Annotated in this window: 15 protein-coding genes; 3 read left to right on the top strand and 12 right to left on the bottom strand. The window is 57.2% G+C overall.

What is annotated here, in order from left to right; genetic code table 11:
- Positions 1–58 precede the first annotated feature (58 nt).
- Positions 59–604, bottom strand: coding sequence for a hypothetical protein (locus ACQCLF_RS13275; protein WP_426988063.1), 546 nt, complete (start codon positions 602–604; stop codon positions 59–61).
- Between the two features lie 197 nt (positions 605–801).
- Here ACQCLF_RS13275 and ACQCLF_RS13270 point away from each other — a divergent pair, with 197 nt between their 5' ends.
- On the top strand, positions 802–1,230 hold the full coding sequence (locus tag ACQCLF_RS13270; RefSeq protein WP_426988061.1) for an FKBP-type peptidyl-prolyl cis-trans isomerase: 429 nt from the start codon (positions 802–804) through the stop codon (positions 1,228–1,230).
- A gap of 62 nt (positions 1,231–1,292) precedes the next feature.
- Here ACQCLF_RS13270 and ACQCLF_RS13265 read toward each other — a convergent pair whose 3' ends face one another.
- Entirely contained in the window at positions 1,293–2,735 is a 1,443-nt protein-coding gene (locus ACQCLF_RS13265) for a glycoside hydrolase family 28 protein (protein WP_426988059.1), read from the bottom strand.
- A gap of 259 nt (positions 2,736–2,994) precedes the next feature.
- Between ACQCLF_RS13265 and ACQCLF_RS13260 the strand changes: the two genes are divergently transcribed.
- Positions 2,995–3,909, top strand: coding sequence for a pirin family protein (locus ACQCLF_RS13260; RefSeq protein WP_426988057.1), 915 nt, complete (start codon positions 2,995–2,997; stop codon positions 3,907–3,909).
- A gap of 62 nt (positions 3,910–3,971) precedes the next feature.
- Here the strand turns inward: ACQCLF_RS13260 and ACQCLF_RS13255 are convergent, their stop codons facing one another.
- The 10 genes from ACQCLF_RS13255 to ACQCLF_RS13210 form a co-directional block, all read right to left on the bottom strand.
- Positions 3,972–4,580, bottom strand: a complete 609-nt coding sequence (locus ACQCLF_RS13255; protein WP_426988055.1) for a biliverdin-producing heme oxygenase — start codon at positions 4,578–4,580, stop codon at positions 3,972–3,974.
- Between the two features lie 132 nt (positions 4,581–4,712).
- Complete coding sequence (locus ACQCLF_RS13250; RefSeq protein ID WP_426988053.1) at positions 4,713–5,573, bottom strand: heme ABC transporter ATP-binding protein; 861 nt, start codon at positions 5,571–5,573, stop codon at positions 4,713–4,715.
- Positions 5,574–5,577: 4 nt separating this feature from the next.
- Positions 5,578–6,648 (bottom strand): FecCD family ABC transporter permease, encoded by a 1,071-nt coding sequence (locus ACQCLF_RS13245; protein ID WP_426988051.1) that lies wholly within the window; start codon positions 6,646–6,648, stop codon positions 5,578–5,580.
- On the bottom strand, positions 6,638–7,504 hold the full coding sequence (locus tag ACQCLF_RS13240) for a heme/hemin ABC transporter substrate-binding protein (protein ID WP_426988050.1): 867 nt from the start codon (positions 7,502–7,504) through the stop codon (positions 6,638–6,640). Before ACQCLF_RS13240 ends, ACQCLF_RS13245 begins: the two co-directional genes overlap by 11 nt.
- Positions 7,505–7,641: 137 nt before the next feature.
- A complete protein-coding gene (locus ACQCLF_RS13235; RefSeq protein ID WP_426988048.1) occupies positions 7,642–9,120 on the bottom strand; it encodes a surface lipoprotein assembly modifier in 1,479 nt (492 codons plus the stop codon).
- A gap of 120 nt (positions 9,121–9,240) precedes the next feature.
- On the bottom strand, positions 9,241–10,023 hold the full coding sequence (locus ACQCLF_RS13230; RefSeq protein ID WP_426988046.1) for a Slam-dependent surface lipoprotein: 783 nt from the start codon (positions 10,021–10,023) through the stop codon (positions 9,241–9,243).
- A 134-nt stretch (positions 10,024–10,157) separates the two neighbouring features.
- Positions 10,158–12,707, bottom strand: coding sequence for a PKD domain-containing protein (locus tag ACQCLF_RS13225; RefSeq protein ID WP_426988044.1), 2,550 nt, complete (start codon positions 12,705–12,707; stop codon positions 10,158–10,160).
- 232 nt (positions 12,708–12,939) lie between these two features.
- Positions 12,940–15,723 carry a TonB-dependent receptor domain-containing protein gene (locus ACQCLF_RS13220; RefSeq protein WP_426988042.1) on the bottom strand — a complete coding sequence of 928 codons (2,784 nt, stop codon included), beginning with the start codon at positions 15,721–15,723 and terminating at the stop codon, positions 12,940–12,942.
- Between the two features lie 67 nt (positions 15,724–15,790).
- Entirely contained in the window at positions 15,791–16,783 is a 993-nt protein-coding gene (locus ACQCLF_RS13215; RefSeq protein ID WP_426988040.1) for a FecR family protein, read from the bottom strand.
- 127 nt (positions 16,784–16,910) lie between these two features.
- A complete protein-coding gene (locus ACQCLF_RS13210) occupies positions 16,911–17,414 on the bottom strand; it encodes a sigma-70 family RNA polymerase sigma factor (RefSeq protein WP_426988038.1) in 504 nt (167 codons plus the stop codon).
- A 244-nt stretch (positions 17,415–17,658) separates the two neighbouring features.
- Here ACQCLF_RS13210 and ACQCLF_RS13205 point away from each other — a divergent pair, with 244 nt between their 5' ends.
- On the top strand, positions 17,659–19,812 hold the full coding sequence (locus ACQCLF_RS13205) for a TonB-dependent siderophore receptor (RefSeq protein ID WP_426988036.1): 2,154 nt from the start codon (positions 17,659–17,661) through the stop codon (positions 19,810–19,812).
- The last annotated feature ends 225 nt before the right edge of the window (positions 19,813–20,037 follow it).

Genomic DNA, 20,037 nt, shown 5'->3' with positions numbered 1-20,037 from the left:
CTGTCGAGCCCGTTTTACGCCAAAACGGACCCTGCGGAGACCGTTTCCCCGACAAGGCTCACTCCTCACGCCAATAGGGCTCCTGTCGGCCCTCCAGGCATGCCTGAACCTCGTTATCGAGCTGATTGCCGGGCTTGATGCACTCCTCCAGAGAGCGACGATGGGGAGCCAGAGAGGCAGTGGGCCGCTGGGTCCGGCGCTCCGCTTCGTGCAATGCCCGGCAGGCGGTGTCCCGGTACGAACGGCGGGTGTCGGTGGGCTGGCGATTGTATTCCGCCACCCAGTAGTTACAGGTCTTCAGTAAGCGCTGTGTTTTGGCATCCCGGCTCTTGGACGTGCGGGGTTTTTGATAATCCGGCTTATTGTGACGGTCTTCTCCCCGGCCGCTTGCCGTCCGGACCTCAGGTGCAGATTCCCGTCCCTTGCGGCATTCGCGGTGGCGTTCGAGATACTTGCGGCGCTCTTCCTTCCAGCGGCGCACCTGGCTTGAAGTGCCGCCCTCCTGCAACTGTCTGGCGTAGCGTTCCGCCCATTTCCAATGATTGTCACAGCGGTCCGCACTGGCCGTTAACGGCAGCCAGGCAAAGCCTAGCAGACAGGCCACAGCCAAAATCCTTCGACAATAACGCATATCCTTTGCTCCTGATGTTTATGTATAGAGAATTTGCGGACGACACTCTATGCTATCCAACGCCAATCCATATGCTATAGCGCCAATCCCCCTCTGGCAAACGCGCTTGCACCGATACCCATTTTACGGGAGACTTCGCGGCTCTCCAGACCAGCACAGCGCCAACGCACATGACCAAAAAATCCCAAAACAAAGGCTCCCAAGGGCAAAACCGCAAATCCGGTGACCGCTTTCTAGAGAAGTTTCGGCAGAAACCCGGTGTGGTGGAAACCGACAGTGGCCTGCTGTACCGGGAAATCGAACCGGGCAACAACCTGAAACCCACTGAGAGCGACACCGTGGTGGTCAACCAGCGCATTCAACTGGTGAACGGCAAGGTCATTGCGGATACCTACCAGGAAGGCATGCCGGACACCTTTACCATGAAGGAAGCCATTCCCGGCATTCGGGAAGGGTTACAACATGTGGGCGAAGGCGGGCGATACGAATTCGTGGTGCCCCCGGAACTGGCGTGGGGACGCAAAGGCGTGGGCCGTAAAATTGGCCCCAACGCCGTGCTGGTTTTTGATATTCGGCTGGTGGAAGTGCGCTTTGGGTAAGAGGTGCGCTTCGGGTAAATGACCACGTCCCTGTGGCCACGCCGTATAACAGATGCACCGCGCTACAGCGATAACGGCTCCCCGTTCAGAAAAACGCCTTTGATCTCAATGGATGAGACATTTTCCAGGGTCCCCAGCTCCTTCGCGTGCTTGATATTGACATTGTGCAGCGTCACCCCACTGATCGGTGCCCGTTCAAAACCCCGCAAATGGAACACCCGCTCGGCGTTATCCACCACCATGTTACTGATGTGCAAGTCGCGCACTTCCGGCAGGTAATCGCCCTTGTCCCCTTCCTCATAATAGAAGTTGATCACGAATACATCCTTCACCTGCCCGATCACAATATCGCGCACATTGATGTTCTCGATCAGGCCGCCGCGTACCGAGTTGGTCTTGATTCGCACACCGCGATCCAGTACCGGGCTGCTCATGTGACAGCGGCGAGCAAAAATATTACGTGCCCCCCCGGAGATCTCACTGCCAATCACGACTCCGCCGTGGCCTGCGCGCATCTGGCAATCCTGGATCACCACATTCTGAATAGGCGTGTTCAAACGTCGGCCATCGTTATTCCGACCGGACTTCAAGGCAATGCAATCATCGCCAGTGTCGAACAAGCACTTCTCGATCAACACCCGATTACAGGACTCGGGGTCGCAACCGTCCGAATTCGGGCCGTGGCTGACACACTGCACACCACGCACGACCACATCCTCACACAGCACCGGATTCACCAGCCAAAACGGCGAGTTGCGGATGGTCACCCCTTCAATCAACACCCGCTTACAGCGGTAGGGTTGGAAGAACGGCGGGCGCAGGAAATTCTTCTCGAAACGGCGTTCGGAAACCGGCACCCCCTCTTCGGCCATCTGAAACAACGGATTGCGGGTATTGGACTGATCGGTCTCCGGGTCCAGCTCCCAGGCGGTATTCTTCCACTTGCCCTTCCAGGGCCACCACTCGGAATTCGAGCCATTGCCCTCCAGGATACCCTCACCGGTGACCGCGATATTCTCCTGCTCCAACGCATAAATCAGCGGGGAATAGCCCATTAACTCCACGCCCTCCCAGCGGGTCAATACCGCTGGCAGATAACGCTCCGGGTCTGTGTAGAAGGACAACACCGCCCTTTTTTCCAGGTGCAGATTCACATTCGACTTCAAGTGCACCGGGCCGGTATTAAACCGCCCCGCCGGAATTACCACCCGGCCACCACCGGCGTCGGCACAAGCGGTAATCGCCCGGGCAACGGCATCGGTATTATCCGTCTTACCGTCACCCTTGCCACCAAACTCCGTTACCGGAAAATCCCGGTTCGGGAAATCCGTTCGAGCGATACCGGCAATAATGTCATCGGCCTGTTGCCATCGAGCCTGATCAGCCTTGACATAACCGGCAGTGGCGGCAGGAGAGGTTTGACAGCCTGCGGCAGACAGCAGGCCAAGAGCACAGGTCGACAGGCCCAAGGTTCTCAGGCTATCGCGCTTCTTTATATCGATCATTTTTAATATCCCGTTGGTTGATTCACTATCTCTCACTTCGTTGTTATCGGCCCTTCCCTGACCGCTGACCCGACAACTTTGGCCGGACCACTGAGGGGAATAATAAAGAAACCGGGGGGAGATTCAAGAAAAGCGTACTTTGCTGGCGTATGGCGGCTTCTTGGGCAATCGGACCGCCTCGGCTGTGGACCTGAACGCCAATATTGTCGGGTAATAACCACTATACTGATCGTATCCCGAACGAAAACCGGAGCAAGCTATGAGTGTTGAGGCCAAGACTGTCGAGCAGAATTGCGGGTATAAGGAAATCTGTGGTGCTATAGACCTGATCATACAGCCGCGCGACAAAGATTTGGGAGGATTCTCCGTACGCCGCGTACTGCCAACGATCAAGCGCAAGATGGTCGGCCCCTGGATTTTTTTCGATCACATGGGTCCGGCGGAGTTCGCCCCAGGCAAGGGCATTGATGTCAGACCGCATCCTCATGTGAATCTGGCCACCGTTACCTACCTGTTTGAAGGCGAAATCCTGCACCGGGACTCTGTCGGCAGCCTGCAACCCATTCGCCCCGGCGATATTAATCTGATGGTGGCCGGACACGGTATCGTACACTCGGAACGCGAGCTCCCCGAAGCCATGGAGAAAAGCCGCACACTGCACGGCCTGCAACTGTGGCTGGCCTTACCGGAAGCCGACGAAGAAACCGACCCCGCTTTTTACCACTACCCCTCGGCAGAAATTCCCGCAGCAACCGTCGATGGTGTGCCAGTTCGGGTCATGATGGGCAGCGCCTATGGCGTGACATCTCCCGTCAAGACCTATGCCGAGACATTGTATGTCGAGGCCCATCTACAGCCCGGGCAGACCCTGCAACTGCCAGAGGCCGAAGAGCGGGCTCTCTATGTCGCCAGCGGCCGTCTGAAAGCCCGGGAGACGGAAATTCCCGAACACGCCATGGCCATCTTTTCCGCTGAGCAAGGAGTAGTACTGGAGGCGGTCTCCGAGGCACGCATCGCCATTATCGGCGGAGAAACCATGTCCCACCGTTTTATCGACTGGAATTTTGTGTCCAGCCGGAAAGAACGTATAGAGCAGGCCAAAGCAGACTGGCAGGCACAACGCTTCCCGAAAGTGCCGGGAGACGACATCGAATTTATTCCATTACCTGGCTGAGGGAGCCACCAATCACCCAGGCTCAGCCCCACGTAAACAGGAACCCACCTTACGACCAAAGCTCAGCCTGCCCGCTGTGCCACCAGTGCAAATTCTTCTTCCAGCAATTTTCCAAAATGAATAAACGCGGTGCAGGCACCGTCCTGCAACTGGGTTTCCTCGGCATCGTTGAAAGGGAGTTCATTCAGGGCAGAAATAAACGCTTTCCAGTGGCGCCCTCGCCCTTCAGGCGCCGGTGCCAGATGGCGGGCACCGAAGGTTTCGGTCATACCCAGTTGCGAGGCGCGTTTGAGCAGTATCGCGGCACCCAGGGTAGAGCCCTCTGAGACAAACAGCCAGCCCAGGGCTTTCGGCAAAGTATTAGCTGTGGGATCAGCTTCGACCGCATCGGGCAACGGCTGGCGGAGGTCGGTCAGATCCTGTTCAACGTGCTTGAGTCGGCCTCGCTCCGGCAGCGCAAACTGGCTGTCGCTGGCAACCCATTGGTACAAGGGCGCAATGCGGGATTGAAAGCGGTATTGCACCTTGAGCCACTGAATGTAGCGGTCTTTCTGGCTGAAAGGGGCGGCAGCAGCCACCAGAGTGTGCAGGTGTTCATGCAGCTGATCAGTGACTTCGGCCAGGCGCTCGCTGCGCGAGGCGGCTTGGGTTTGGGCTAAGGTTGAGTTCATACCGGGGCTCCATGACAACGGACAATCGGATTAACAAGATTCGCTTTTTCTGTTTAACAAGCTGTTAAACCTTAACGAGTGGAACCACCGGTTTTTTCATGCCCGGTAGGAAGTGGTGCAAGCTCAGTCCGGTCACTCCAGCGCCCGGGTGGCCATCATCAAGGTGTGTTCAGCTTGTATTCGTTCGCTGTCAACGTTGAAGCACTCCTGAATAGTGGTTCTCTCGAGCACCTGGCGGGGCGCGCCCTCTTTAACAATGCGCCCCTCCTGCAAGAGAAGGATGCGGTCGGCGTATTGCGCGGCTAGATTCATATCGTGCATGGTAATCACCACGGCGCTGCCACTTTGCGCCGCGAAATCCCGCACTATCTGGCAAACGTGGTGTTGGAAACGCGGGTCCAGGCTGGCACAGGGTTCATCGAGTAATAATAATCGTGGAGGCTGGGGCATCAGCGCCTCTGCCTGAGATTGATCACCGAAGTCGGCAATGTTGTCTGGCCACAGTTGCGCAAATACACGAGCCAGATGCACTCGTGCCTGTTCACCCCCCGAGAGCGACAGCACACTGCGCTGAGCGAGATGGGACACGCCGGTCATGGCCATGGCATTCGCCACCAGCGTTTCCCGCCAGGCACGGGTGCCCGAGCGGGACTGGCATCCCAGTGCCACGACTTCGTTCGCGGAAAAATCGAGGTTTAAGCGAGTCTGTTGACGCAGTACAGCGCGATGCCGGGCCAGCGCACCCAGCGGCCAGTGCGTCAGCAACCGGCCCGCAAAATACATTTGCCCGCTGTGCACCGGCAGGTCTCCCGCCAGGGTTTCCAGCAATGTGGTTTTGCCCGCGCCATTGGGTCCAATCAGCATCACGACTTCCCCCGCGTGCAGCTTCAGGCGGATATCGCTTAATACGGTGCGACGCAGCAGCCTGCGGCCCCGGATCACTTTGAGTGAGTGGGCATCAAGCAAAGCGGGCTCTTCTGTGGATACGGTCATTCTTTCACCCCACCAAACGGTCCCGGGCCCGCAACAGCAGGAAGAGGAAAAAAGGCGCTCCGAGCAGCGCGGTCAAGACCCCGATGGGAATCTCCGCCGGAGCCGCCAACGTGCGGGCGGCGACATCGGCCACCACCAGCAGCAATGCACCCAGCAACGCACCGCCGGGCAACACGATTCGCGCATCCGGCCCGGCCAGCAAGCGAACGCAGTGCGGCGCTACCAGTCCGACAAAGCTGATGATGCCGCAGAACGCCACGCTGGCTCCGACGGCCAAAGCGGCCGCCAGTATGGCGAGCTTTTTCACCCGTTCGACACGTACCCCCAAATAGCGCGCCTCGGCTTCGCCGAGTGCCATCAGGTTCAGGCTGGGGCTCAGCAACAGCATCAGCACCAGTGCAGGAAGCACACCAGCGGTGACCAGACCGACCACCTTCCAGCTCCCCGCCGAAAGGCTGCCCAGGCTCCAGAAAGTGAGTGTGCGTAACTGTTCATCCGTGGCGAGATAACTGGCCAGCCCGATTAACGCCAGCGCCAGTGAATTCACGGCAATGCCGGCCAACAACATGGCAGCCACTGAGACACCATTGCGGGTGCAGCCAATGCGATACACCAGCCACGCTGCCAGCAAAGCACCAAGAAACGCCACGACGGGAAGTAAGGCCTGGGTGCTGCTGGCGGCGGACCATACCAGGTTACCGAACACAATGGTGACAGCCACGGCCGTGGCGGCGCCACTGGACACCCCCACCAACGCCGGGTCGGCCAGCGCATTGCGGAATAGTGCCTGTAATGTCGCTCCCGCCAGCCCCAACGCGGCACCGACCAGAAGTGCCAGCAGCACACGCGGTACACGCAGACTCCACAAGACTGCACCGTCCACAGAAGCTGTGGACTCGCCAAAGGCATTAAGCAAGAGCGCAATCACCCGGCTCGGCTCAATGGTATAGGCGCCCTGCCCGACGGCGAAGACCGCTGCGAGCAGCAACAGAAAAAGCAATAACATCAACACGCCATTGCGCGAAAGGCGCAGTCGTTCCACTTTCTTCTCTTTCAACGATACGTCAATGCTCACTCTGCAAGCCCAGCGCCTTATGCAATTCCGCTACCGCCTCGGGCAGACGGGGACCAAAGCCGAGAAACCTGACAATATCCACGGGGATGACACGGCGATTTTTGCCGGCGGGTGCCAATGACAACCCCGGCACATCCTCAATAACACGGTCGATATCAAATGCGCTGCTATCAATGCGGGTGACCACAATTGCATCCGGTGCCGCACTGACCATGGCTTCGGCGGAAAAGGGCTTGTATCCCTGAAACTGCTCCGCGAACGCATTGCGCACTCCCGCCATACTCAGCATGGTGTCAGCGCCACTGTGCTCACCAGCCGCCATGGGTGTACCCGCATGAGACATCAATACGACCACCCGCAGAGCGCCGCCATCCTCTGCCTGCAGTGACTGGTTTTTCACGGTCGTCTGCACCGCCTGCCACTCCGATTGCAGCTGCTCGGCCAATGCTTTCCCTTGTGTCTCCCGACCAATGGCCTCCGCCACCGTCTCCACGCGATTAAGCAGCCCAGCGAAGCTGTAATCACCTTCTACTCGCACAACATCCACTCCGGCATCCGCCAGTTGTGTGAGCACATGGGGCGGGCCGGCTTCGTGGCTGGCCAGTAACACCTGGGGCCTCAGGGACAAGACTCCCTCTGCGGACAAAGTCCGTTGATAACCCACCTGCGGAAGCTCAGTGGCGGCCTCTGGCCAGGTGCTGCTGGTGTCGACCCCCAGCAACTGGTCCTCTGCACCCAGCGCGTACACGATTTCGGTGACGCCACCGCCGACCGACACCAGCGTCGGACGATCCGCCGCGTAAGCCGACGTCACGGTCATCAATACCATCAAAAAGCCAATTCGCAACCAATGCATGTCAACTCCTGACTGTGTGTTTTTACTCAAGCCGCGTTAACAACCTAAACGGTTCTTAACGACTCAAATTGATTCTGACGAAGCAAACTGTGTTAACGAATAGTCCGGCACCGATTTTCACTACGCGATGACGGATTCTAGAACCGGTGCTCCAGCTTGAGGCTAACGGAATTCCGGCTGTATGAATAAAGCCAGTCCACATTACTGCTGACACGGCTGTGACTCAGCGTCAGTGTTGGTGTAAATCCGGCAAAGGCCAGGCGGGGCGCTTCGAGAATCAGCGTATGATTTTGCTCCTTGTCGCGCCGACGCGCTTCAAGCAGCGCACTGAACTCATCGTGCTCCCGCAAGCGGAAGGCGCTGAACAGCACCGCACTGAAGCCACTCTGAAACCGACGGGAAACCCCTACCCGAGCACCCACCTGCTCATAGGCATACACCGCCTCTTTACTATGACGATCCACAAGGTCCACCCCCCCAAATACTGACCACTGGGTATTCACCGCATGCCAGGCCGTGGCAAACAGCGAACTCATGGTACCGTCGTAATGGGCAAACTCAGGCCGATAGTCCAGTTCCTTAAAATCCCCCTCCAGCCGCAGTGCCGTTTTGCGGGAGACATACCGCATCCACTCCGCGCGTGCACCCCAGGCCTGGTAAAGCGCCCGGTTGCCGTAGTAACGCTGCTCGAACTGCGGCGCGATGGACATCATGTGCCTGGCCGAGCGATACCGGTAGCCACCGCTGGCGGTCAGGCTGCTTTCGTTGTACTCATGGTAATCCTGATAGCTGTCACCAAAGGCAAGGCCGCGAACAAAGAGGTTGTGATGACCCGCCAGGGAGATATTTTTTTCCAGCGTGGCTTCGTAGTTCAGGCCCGGTGCGCTGATGGCATCCGGCACTTTGCGGTCAAAAAAACAGCCCCCACCCTGCGCGGGAATCAGGCAGGTATAGCTTTCAGAGGAGCGGTTGAGATTGTCATCATAGGAAGGACCAAATGCTATTTTCCCCTGCCAGCTGTCACGCTCATCCAGTGCCTGCAAGAAGGTATCCACCGTATTGCGAACACCGCTGGTACGCTCCCGTTCCGGACTCAAGCCCTGGTGGATATGATCAAACAGCGATTGCGCTTCCACATTCTTGTGGTCTTCGAACAACACCCGGGCCAGCTCCAGTTGGCCGGGCAAAAAATCCTGCTTGAGGTCCAGCAGCTGCCGATAGTGCGCTTCGGCTTCGGCGAGGTTACCCTGCACTCGACTCACGCCCCCTTCAGCGTAGGCCACCAGCATGGCGTCCGCACCGGGGAGCGCCTTGTAGGCATTTAACAATGACAACACCGCCGGCCATTGTTTTTGCTGCACCGCCGTGTACAGCGCCCGCCCCATGGCGTTGACATCGCCTTCCACGGTATATTCCCGGCCATTGACCACCAGGGTGGGTAAGGACGTGTTGCCCTGCTCGTTTTTCAGTAACTCGCTTTCCCGCTCCACAGAGCGTTGTTCAATACTTTGGTTCAGCCGCAGGCTCGTATCCTCTTCGGCGCTTGCCATATTGATCAGCAGCGGCACTAAACCTAGAGCCCAAAACAGCGGAAACCCGCAACGGTTTGAACGCATAACACTGGTCGCCTTCAGGTGGTACAGGATCAGGACGTACAGAAAAAAGAACAAGCACCCGCCGAGCGGATGCTTGTTCTCCGATTGAATGCAATCACGCCAGGCGTGACAACACTGCAATCACTTGGCACCACCGAAGGCAGTGTTGTACTGGCTGTCAGCACCACTGAAGGTCGCCATCCCGGCCAGTGCTGCCGCCCCGCTGCCGTAGAACTCGCCCTGACTGGCGCCAGTGGCCAGAGTGCTTTCTGTGTCGACGTTGTAGGCTTCAGCATTGCCGGAGAAACTGGAACCACTTATGGCCGCATCGATAGAAATGCCCAATGTGTCGTTTTCCAGTTCACCCGATACGCTGCCCGGACCGCCGCCATAATAGACATCAATGTAACCCGCCAGAGTATTGGGAGAAGAGGCACTTTCATTAAACTGGCTGATTCCCTGAACGGTGTAAGTGGCTGAACCGGTCGTTGGCATGGTGGAATCGACATTGCCTTTGTCACCGACGTAGTACACGGCACGGTCAGTAAAGCCTCCAGCATTGCCATCATTGGACCATTCGCCATACCACACATCGGAAACGCCGACCTCAGCAAAGGTGAAAACACCCATGCCGCCGTGGTCGGTAGGCCCGCCGTTAAATAGATAGACGTCGTGATGGTCGGTATCAAAATTATTATCCGAGTAGAGCAGAATACCACTGAAATCAATCTTATCCGCTGTGCTCAGGGTTCCATTGTCAATGCCAATACCAGCCTGGCCAGAAGAGTGCGGACCACCATCAACGGTGGACTCACCCACTTCAATATCAGCGCTGCTGCTCTGCCCACCCAGGTAATCGGCATGGGCGACCGCACTCAATGCCAGACTCATCAGCGCTGCCGAGGCAAATGTGAATGTTTTCATAACTCAACTCCTTAATCATCATTGATTGAACATTGGTTGACCCATGCAAGATGGGTATTTTGAGTTACCTCTCCTATCACGACTACGGCGCAGCGAAACACTGCGATTTACCTTCCCTGGCCCGGCTTCCTGTGTTATCGACTTGAAAAGACTGTAGTAATCTCTACCGACCAGCCCGGCTTTTCCGCCACGTCAAAACGGCCACCGGTGATATTGGCAGCGTTCATACGCTCCGCGAGTTCACTGGCCAGCGCCCGATCACCATTGGGCAGCTCATCCGCTGGAATCTCCACCTGGAACACGATCTCAATCGATTCTCCCTGGGGAATGGAATAGCCCTCGGTAACCGGCTGGTTGTGGGTGAGGTCCCAGAAGCGGGTCGGGTAACGGGCATCATCCGAAGGCGTATCGACGTTGATCAAGGTGTAGTCACCCCCGATGGCGCTCAACCTGATCCGGCTTTCTTCAAGGCTCACGGGGCTTTCCGAAACCCTTCTCAAGGAGAAGCCTCTTGAAATATCCCAGGGAAACGCACTTTGTCTCCAACTGTCTCTATGATGGTGCTGGATTTCCAACAATAGCGATGGATAGTCGTCCCGTTCTACGGCATGCACGGTTTTCGAGTAAGGACCCGCGAATTCAGAGCCGTCGTACACTTGGTACTCAAAGACATACAGGCCAGCTTCGGTGGGAGCTATATCCACATTCTCACAGGTCCATTCCCGGTAGGACGTTATGCGTTCCCTATAGTCTTCCCACGGCTCTTCGCTGGCTTCATACCGGGGCTGTCCGTTGTCGCAAAGCCCTCCCCCTAGGGTGATAATTTCCATGCGATTGTCGGCCGGCTCACTGACCAGCGTCCAAAGGTGGCTGAGCACATCGCCGTCCGGGTCCTGAGACTCGGCCATCAACACAAAACTATCCTGCCGAAACGTGACCGTGCGCCCATAACGCTCATTGGTCTCAGTGACGTAATCACGCTTAATGGCAAATGGCTGCTCAGAGTCCAGGGCCATGCTTTGCAACCGCTGAGCGGGAACGCTTGCATCCAGACGACTGAAAGGCGGGTTGTTAAATCCCTTGGCCATTACCAGCACTTCGTGATCGCGGAAGCCCGGCTCGTACTCGCTGAGCCAGCCGTGTTCGTCGGTCACCTGTAGAGCGACAATGTAGGGCCCCGGCGCATCGGTGGTGAGCGTGGGGAAGGCGGTGTTGGCTTGCTGTAATTCCGCCTCGCTGTTATCCGGGCGATCCACCAGCCACCACTCATAGGTCAGACGGTTATCGTCGGGGTCGGAGCTGCCCTCGCCATCGAAAGTAATGGACTCCCCCGCCATGACGGTCGGATTTCCTGTCGCGGTGGCCGCGAGCGCCAACGGTGCACGGTTTGCCCCGAGGCGTGCGGTGTAGGTCTGGGTAACCGAGTGGTTTGCCTGCCCATCCGAGGCGGTCAGCCGGACGACATACTCGCCTTCCACCGTCGGGGTGAAACCGGACGACCAGCCAGCGTCCAGATTGGCGCTGGCATCTGGATCAAAGCCATCCGGGTAGCTGACAAAACTCCACTGCTCGCTGACCGCATCATCATCTATATCGTAGGAGTCTGAGCCCAGGCGGGCGAAGGCACCGAGTTCGGCTTCAAACGTCGCCTGGTTGAAATCGTCCGGGGAGATGACCGCTACCGGCGGCGTATTCGCCGCACCGTCAGGCAGTTCAATATCCGTTGGGCGAATAATAATATTCGTGCAGCGACGCGCAATCCCATCGTAGACACACAGCTCTACCGCCTGCAGTGCCTTAACATCCACGACATAGCTCGCGGTGTCGGTGGTAGCGCCACTCAATTGCGCCTGAGACCCGTCGGGCCGGTTCAAAAAACGCCACCGATACTGCAACGGATCGCCATTGGCATCCTGACTGCCGGAGCCATCCAGGGTCACGGTTTGTCCCCGCACAATCGTGCCGCTCAGTTCCGCGATGGCGGGCATGGGCGGCGAGTTGGCTTCCACAATGTTAATGGTGGTGGTGGCCGGTCGACTGACACGGTCATCGTAATGCACTATCAGTTCAGCCCGGTAAGTCCCGACCACATCGGCGGTAAAGCGCGGGTAAATCAGGCTGCCCTGGTCCAGCTCGGCCTCACTGCCATCGGGTTTTTCCGTGAGTGTCCATTCATAAATCAGCCGCTCCCGGTCGCCACCATCGGGGGCCTGGCTGCGGGAGCCGTCAAGCTGCACGGTGCCCAGAATCCAGTTGATTTCATCGGACACCACCGCCAATGGGTTGGGGTTCACCGCCAGGACGGTCGCCCGGGCCTCCTGGGTATCTTCGCTGCGACCTTCCGCGTCACTGACGGTGAGCAGTACCACGTACTCGCCGGGCAGGTCTGGGGTGAACATCGCCTGGCCCTGGTCGGCTCCTTCAATGTCAGCAATGTCAGCCTCGCTGCCGGCCGGCTGGCTGATGAAGCGCCACTCCCATCCGGTAATGCTGCCATTGGGCGAATGGCTCTCGCTGCCATCAAGCGCTACGCTCTGCTCTCCCGCATTCACCTGCTCGACATCGACAGTGGCTATTGCCACCGGGCGCTGGGCATTACCACCATCATCACCCCCTCCACTGCTGCCGCCACAGGCGGCCAAAAACAGCATGACTACACTCAGTGTTACTAAACGAATACTCACGACCTCTATTCCTCCACATGGGTTCAGGCCTTTCCTTGCCCGGCGCATAAACAACGCGGGCAAGTTCAGTTATTGCAAATGATTTTATGTCTCATTTTCAATAACGGATGCCAAGCCGGAATTTTTCACCGGGCCGGTCATTTTTTTACCGGCAGGAATACCAAGGGGAAAACAGACAAACGGGAATAGGGAATAAAACGGGGAAGACCCGGACGAGCCGGGCTTATGATGATCAGAAATGCAGCGTGGCACTCAGGGTTGCGGTTCGCCCCGGTGCGGGAACCATACCCAGGCTTAACGCATCCAGATAGTATTGGTCCGTGACATTATCTACCGCAAAATCAAGGCTGAAAGTATCGCTCGGCTCCCAGGTGGCATACACATCTACCAAGGTGTAGCGATGCCAGGGAATGGGCGTAGCGAACCCCAGGCCGGTTTCCGTCTGGTTGTTGTACTCCGGCACTTGGTTGCGTTCGCCCATCCACTGCGCTTTCACCCCCAGTTCCAGTGTTCGGGAGAATAACCGGGTGCCCAGGGTCGCGCTGGCCTCGCTGTTGGGCGGCAGCATGTTATTGACGTAGCTGGTGGCAATACCGTAATCGGTGCAGTAGTCGCGGCGGTAACTTCCGGCATGGCACAACTCGATATCAAAATAACGGGTGCCGGACAGTTCGGCGAAAAGCCAGCCAATATCGTATTCCAATGATAACTCCGCCCCCTGAAACGCCACACTGTCGATGTTGCGCATGCGGAACATGGCGGCATTTTGCCCGGCGCTGGTGTCTTCCCAGGCATTGGGTATGGTTCGGGTCAGGTAGTCTTCCGTGCGGTTGTGAAAGTAGGCCGCTTTGAAACGCAAGGCATCATCTTCCGATAGCACGCCGTTTTTCATCAGGTTAAACCCGACTTCGCGGTTTTTCGCGTGTTCCGGTTTCAGGGTGACACCCGGTGAAGCCGCCACCGAAAAGCCCGCCGTTGTTTCAAACAGGCTGGGCATGCGCAACGCTTCCACGTACTGCGCATAAAACTGAATGCCCTGCCAGGGCTCCCACAAGATACTGGCCATGGGCGCACTACCGGAGTTGCTGCTGCTCAGGAACAGATCCGCGCAATCGCCCTGCTCCGCACTCTGGCAGTATGGGCTGTCCTGCCTTAATTGCACCGGCTTGCGATCATCGGAATCGTACCGGGTATAGCGAATGCCCGTCTCCAGTGTCAGTGCCGATACCGGTTTCCACTTGAGCGCAGTGAAAGCGCTCCACTCCTCTCGCTCGCCATCACGCACAGGCGAGCTGGCGGTGGTTTCATCGTTCTCGGGCTTAACGTCCTCGAACTGCCACGCCAAGCCGTAACGCCATTCCAACTCGCCCCAGGGCTCGAATTGCATGGTGTTGCTGAGATCCCCTCCGTGACGCTGGTAGTGTTCCGCACCCGGTCGTTGCGCCAGCAGCTCGGCCTGGTTTTCCGAGTAGCTGTTATTCAGGCTCTCGGTATCGGTCAGCCACAGGCGCAATTCCAGATCGAGCCAGTCGCGCTCCGACTCCCATTGATAGCGCCCGGTGTAGGTATCCACGCTGACAGTGGAGTTTTCCGTTTGTCGAATGCGGCCCAGCCAGATCAGCTGCGATGGCATCAGCTCGCCGTAATCGCTGTCGTACTGCAGGTAACTGAACTCCAGGGTTTGCTCATCCGCTGGATAGAAAGTGGTTTTAAGCAGCAGGGAATCACTGGTGTAGTTGCTGTTAACGATGCGCTCTTCGGCACGAAAACGCGACGCGCCCTCAACCCGGGGACGTACTTCGGTGTAAAAACCCCGGTTATACCGCTCCGACAAATCCAGGCTCGGCGTGGGCCCGTCCTTGCCCGCATAGTAGTTACCCTGTTCCCGCGAAGCGTAAGCCGCAATCAAGTCCACCCACGGGAGACGCCAGATGCCGGCCACACTGTAGGCGTGGCCTTTGAGGTCCAGCAAGTCGGGCCGGTCCAGGGTTTCATCCGTGCCATAGACGTTGGCAATATCGTGTTCGCCCGAGCACAGAGAGCTGCCCGCCCGACAATCCACGCGGTAACTGTTCTGCCCGCCCAGCGAGATTCCCGACCTGGCCCGTGCGACGGCATAGCCCGCAGAGGTACCGGGCTCTGCGGGCGTACCGCTGTTGTTACCGACCAGGGCACCGCGCACCCTAAGGCCCCAGGTGTTTCCCGGCTTGGCAATGTCATCGGCATTCAGCGTTTTCATGCTGACCAGGCCGCCAGTGGCCCCGGTGCCCTGGGGGTCCATGGTGGGCCCCTTATCGATGCTGACCCCACCGATTAAGTCCGGGTCCACATAACTGCGACTGGTGGCACCGGCGTAACCACGATTCACCGTGGTTTCCTGGCGGGCACCATCCACCAGGACCGGCACACGGCCCTGCCCTTGCATGCCCCGGATATTGATATTCAGCCCACCGCTATTGCGATTTTCAGCCACCAGAACGCCAGTGGTACCCCGGAACATATCGCCCACGGACAACCCGCGATTGCGCTCTATATCGGACTGGCTCAGGTAGTTGGAAGAACCGGCACCGGAATAGGCCGCCTCACGGGGAGACGTTTCCGTGGCCGCCTTGACCTGCACTTTGGGCAGCATGGCCGAGCCATTGCGTTCGGCCTGTTGCAGCACCACCGTCGCATCACCCAGGAAATACCAGCGCAACCCGGTGCCCTGCAACAGGACTTCGAGTGCCTGGCCCGGTGTGTAACGGCCGGAGACACTGGATGATTGTTGCTCCGCTACGAGGTCGGCTCCCGCCGATACCTGCATGCCGGTTTGGCGGGCAAATTCATCGAGCGCCAAATGCAGGGGCTGCGAGGCAATATCAAACGATAAGGGTGTGCCGCCTGCGCGCTCTTGGGCCGGGACGGCAACGGATATCAGGCCCAGCAGCAAGACACAGGCCGCGCGCAAGAAGCACCATTCGATAGAACGGGAAAAGCGGGCGATATAACGGGAAAAACACGGGAAATCCAACATGCTCCAGCCTTTAAATAGTAATCATTCTCGAAATACGACGCTATAACGAGTGACTGGGATGTTTTTTTCAGGAGTCCCGCAATACCCTGAGCAACGGCGTGATCTCCAGCACCCTGCCGTCGAAAGGACGAAGCAGCCCCTTGAGGGCGATATCAGGGTTGTCCAGATTGTAGCTGCCGGTCACGCGCTGCTCGCCGAGTGATGCCGCTCCCACAAGGATCCGGCCACCGTAGTAGCGGTCCAGTGTTTCCACCACATCGTAGAGTGTGCGGTCATGGACAAACAGGCGGCCTTCTCTCCACGCCGCCACGTTCGACGGCGAAATTTGGGCAACCCGGCTGGCCCCACTCGAGCGTTCAATCATTAATTGCTGGCCCGGCGAAAGTTGTTGCTCATCACCTTCACGCGGCTGAACGGCCACCGATCCACTTTGCACACTGACCGCGGCAACGCGTGATCCAAGTTGTACATCAAAAGCCGTTCCCAAGACGGTGACATTCACATCACCAGCGTTCACGATAAACGGACGTTCGGCGTTGGCCATGACATCAAAAAACGCCTGCCCGGACAGCAGGTCGACATGACGCTCTCCGGAGGAAAATCGAGTACGGATAGCGCTGGCCGCCCCCAGATAAACGGTGCTGCCATCCTCCAGGGTAATTTGCTGCGTCTCTCCGGTGCCGGTGATATGATCCGCTCGCAGGTGGAGGTAGATGCCCGGCCAGGCCGCAAGCATCAGGCACGCCACGGCGGCCAGCGTCGCCACACGCCGCAGCCCCCGTGAGCGGCGAGGCGAATGAATCCTCGGTAGCCGCCCGCTCACTTCCCCATTCCCGTCTGAAACTGGATCGGGCCAGCGCTTGCGATCAGGCTGCCACTCCCCCATGCTCTCCCACACTCGGCGAGCCCTGAGCCACGCGGCCTCGTTGGCCTGGTCAGCAGACCGCCAATTTTGCAGTGCCTGTCGCAGCTGGGGATTATCCGGCTCAGACTCGGTCCGAATCATCCAGTCTATTGCTTGCTCCAACAACGCATCGGACTCTGGTGGGTTTGCAGTCATTTCTCAAGGTTCCACACGGCTGAGCCGAATCAGGCCACTGCCCTGTCGGCAAGTATCGATATAGGGTATACGAGTGATTCGGAATCGTTTTTCAGGCAATGGGGCTCTACGGCCTTCACAGAACGAATTAATCCAGCTCTTTTGCAACTTTCAGCATGGCGTTGCGCACCATGCGGTGAGCCGTAGCAATGGAAACCTCCAGCCGCCTGGCGATATCCGCCAAAGTATAATCACCAAAGCGGTGCATTTCGACGGCCAGCCGTTCCTTTTCCGGAAGAGCCTCAAGCACAGCGGCCACCCGACCGACTTGATCGCGGTATTCTGACACCTCCTCTGGCCCCGCCTCTCCTGCAGGCTCCAGCCAGGTGACGGTATCCGCGTCCGTATAACGGGACTCCATGGCCGAGCGGCGAACCATGTCAATAGAAAGGTTACGAACAATACGGTACAGATAGGAAACTCCGGCTCTCAACGGGTCCTCATGGCCGTCGGCGGTCGGCACATAGCGCAGAAAGGCGTCTTGCACCACATCTTCAGCTTTAGAACGACAACCGGTGATGGGGGTTGCGTAATCTACTAGCGCCGAGCGGTGCGACATAAACACTTCCAGCTTATCGTCAGCGTACTTCACGGCGTGGTTAACCTGCTTGTTGGGGATGAAGGCACAGCAAGAAGAAAATGAGAATCGTTATCAATATACAAAACCCTCCCCCTCAAATCAAGAGACTCGCTTAAGACGGTTAGGCAAGCCGTTTTTTCAAAGGCAAACGCTTAGTAACAACGATAAATATTTTTCAGAACATATAATGATAATAGTTATTATTTGTGTTAAATTAGCGCGAAATTATCTCATCCCCCTGATTTGGAGCATTTTCGTGAAATTTAAGCTTCTCCCCCTATCGGCTGCCGTTGCATTTGGCATCTACCCGGCATTGGGTCTGGCGCAAGGAAGTAATGAGCAGAATACCGTCCAGGAAATCATGGTGACCGGCAAGTACAGCGTGGCCCAGACGCTCGATACCGCAACCGGTCTCGGGCTGACCATCCAGGAAACACCGCAATCGGTGTCCATTCTGACCCAGGAACGCATGAAGGATCAGAACATCGACACCATTCTGGAAGTGGTCAACAACACCGTCGGAGTGTCTTCTGCCGAAGTGGATAACGTGCGCAACGACTTCTACTCCCGGGGCTTCCAAATCGACAGCTACCAGATTGACGGTGTGCCGACCTCATGGAGCCTGGGAGGAGATTCGGGTGAAACCGTTGCGGATACTGTAATTTATGAGCGCATTGAAGTCGTACGCGGGGCCACAGGTCTGCTGACCGGTGTCGGCGATCCGTCCGCCTCTATCAATCTGGTTCGCAAGCACGCCGACAGCACCGAACTCAGCGGCTATGTGGATGTATCGGCTGGGCGCTGGGACCAGAAAAGCATTACCACGGATATTTCCTCCGGCCTGAACGAGAGCGGAAGCTTGCGCGGCCGTTTCGTAGGCAAACACTCCAGTGGCGATTCCCACGAGAATTACTACGAAGACGACTCCAATGTGCTGTATGGCGTATTGGAGGCCGATCTGAGCGCCGACACGCTGCTGCGCGTCGGCGCCAGCTACCAACATAACGACCCCAAGGGAGCCACCTGGGGTATTTTGCCGACTTTTTACTCTGACGGCACCATTGCAGACTGGGATGTGTCGACCAACACCGCCATGCCCTGGACCCGGTGGGAAACCACTAATACAAACTACTTTGCCAGTATCAATCACACGTTTAACAACGGCTGGCAACTGATAGCCAATTACAACAGGCTAAACTACGAAACCGATAACCGTTTACTGTACGTTTCCGGCACAGTGGACAGAGAGACCGGTGGAGGCTTATCGGCACAGCGCTATCGCAGTGACGGAAAGTCCACGCAAGACAGCTTTGATCTTCAATTGAAAGGCGACTTTAACCTGTTCAACCAGACCCACGAGTTCGTGCTCGGCGCACTGCACAGTGACCAGTCAACGGATACCTTTAATCAAACTCCCGCAGATCAAAATCCTCCTCCCCCTGAATACGACTCTGTGCCGGTGGAGAACTTCTTCGAGTCAAGCGGTATTCAGGAGCCCGAATGGGATCCAGAGCGCGTACATAACCAGGACGTCTCCACGAAACAGCGCGGCTACTATGCGGCGACCCGCTTGTCCGCCACAGACAAACTCAAATTCATTCTCGGTGGTCGAGTTGCTACTTGGTTACGCGACGGTTCTCAATGGGGAACAGACTACGACTACGGCAATCGGAACGAGTTTATTCCCTATGCAGGAGCGCTTTACGATATCACGGATACCCATCGGGTATACGCCAGCTACACGGAAATTTTCGACTCACAAAACTCCCGGGATGCCGACGGTGAGCTACTCGACCCGCTGCAAGGCAAGAGTTTTGAAGTGGGTTTGAAAAGTCGCTTTTTGAATGACCGGTTGCACACCACCATTGCTGTGTTCGATATCGAGCAGGACAACCTTGCCCAAGTAGACACCAGCTTCGAGGGCACACCGGAACAAACGACGGCTTACTACCCCGCACAGGGAACGGAAAGCATTGGTTTCGAACTGGAGGTGGTGGGGCAGCCCATTGATGGCTGGAATATCACCGCAGGTTACTCTCAATACACTGCAGAGGACGCACAGGGTAATGATGTGAACACCGCCCAGCCCACCAAGCAGTTCAAGCTGTTCACCACTTATCAGTTCCTGGATTCTCTGCCTGGGCTAACCATTGGTGGCGGTGTAAATTGGCAAGATGAAACCTACTCCGTGGGCACCAACCCCATCGGGCAGCCTGGTCGACTCACTCAAGAAGCGTACTCACTGGTGAACCTGATGGCGCGATACGAGTTTAACGACGCCCTCAGCGTCCAATTCAATGCCGCCAATGTGACCGACGAGAAATACTACTCACAGATCTCGTATTTCAGTTCCTACCGTTACGGTAAACCCAGGGACTACACACTGAGCCTGAACTACCGTTTTGACTAAATCCCTCCGATAGTTTTACCCTGTCAATGAGAAAGGCCGCGATATTTATCGCGGCCTTTCTCATATACTCAGCGTCTCAGTATAGAAGCATCACACCGCTTTCGGTTTAGCGTCAGGTTAGTTGATCTCCTCCACCACAAACTTCTTGAGGTCGATATGCTCGTCCTCTTGATTTCTTACCCGAATTGCGGTTTCTGACCGGGGGATACCGGGGGCGATATCGAG

The sequence above is a fragment of the Marinimicrobium sp. ARAG 43.8 genome (assembly GCF_050113635.1).
In the GTDB taxonomy this organism is placed as follows: Bacteria; Pseudomonadota; Gammaproteobacteria; order Pseudomonadales; family Cellvibrionaceae; genus Marinimicrobium.
This window is presented reverse-complemented; position numbering and strand designations above follow the sequence as displayed.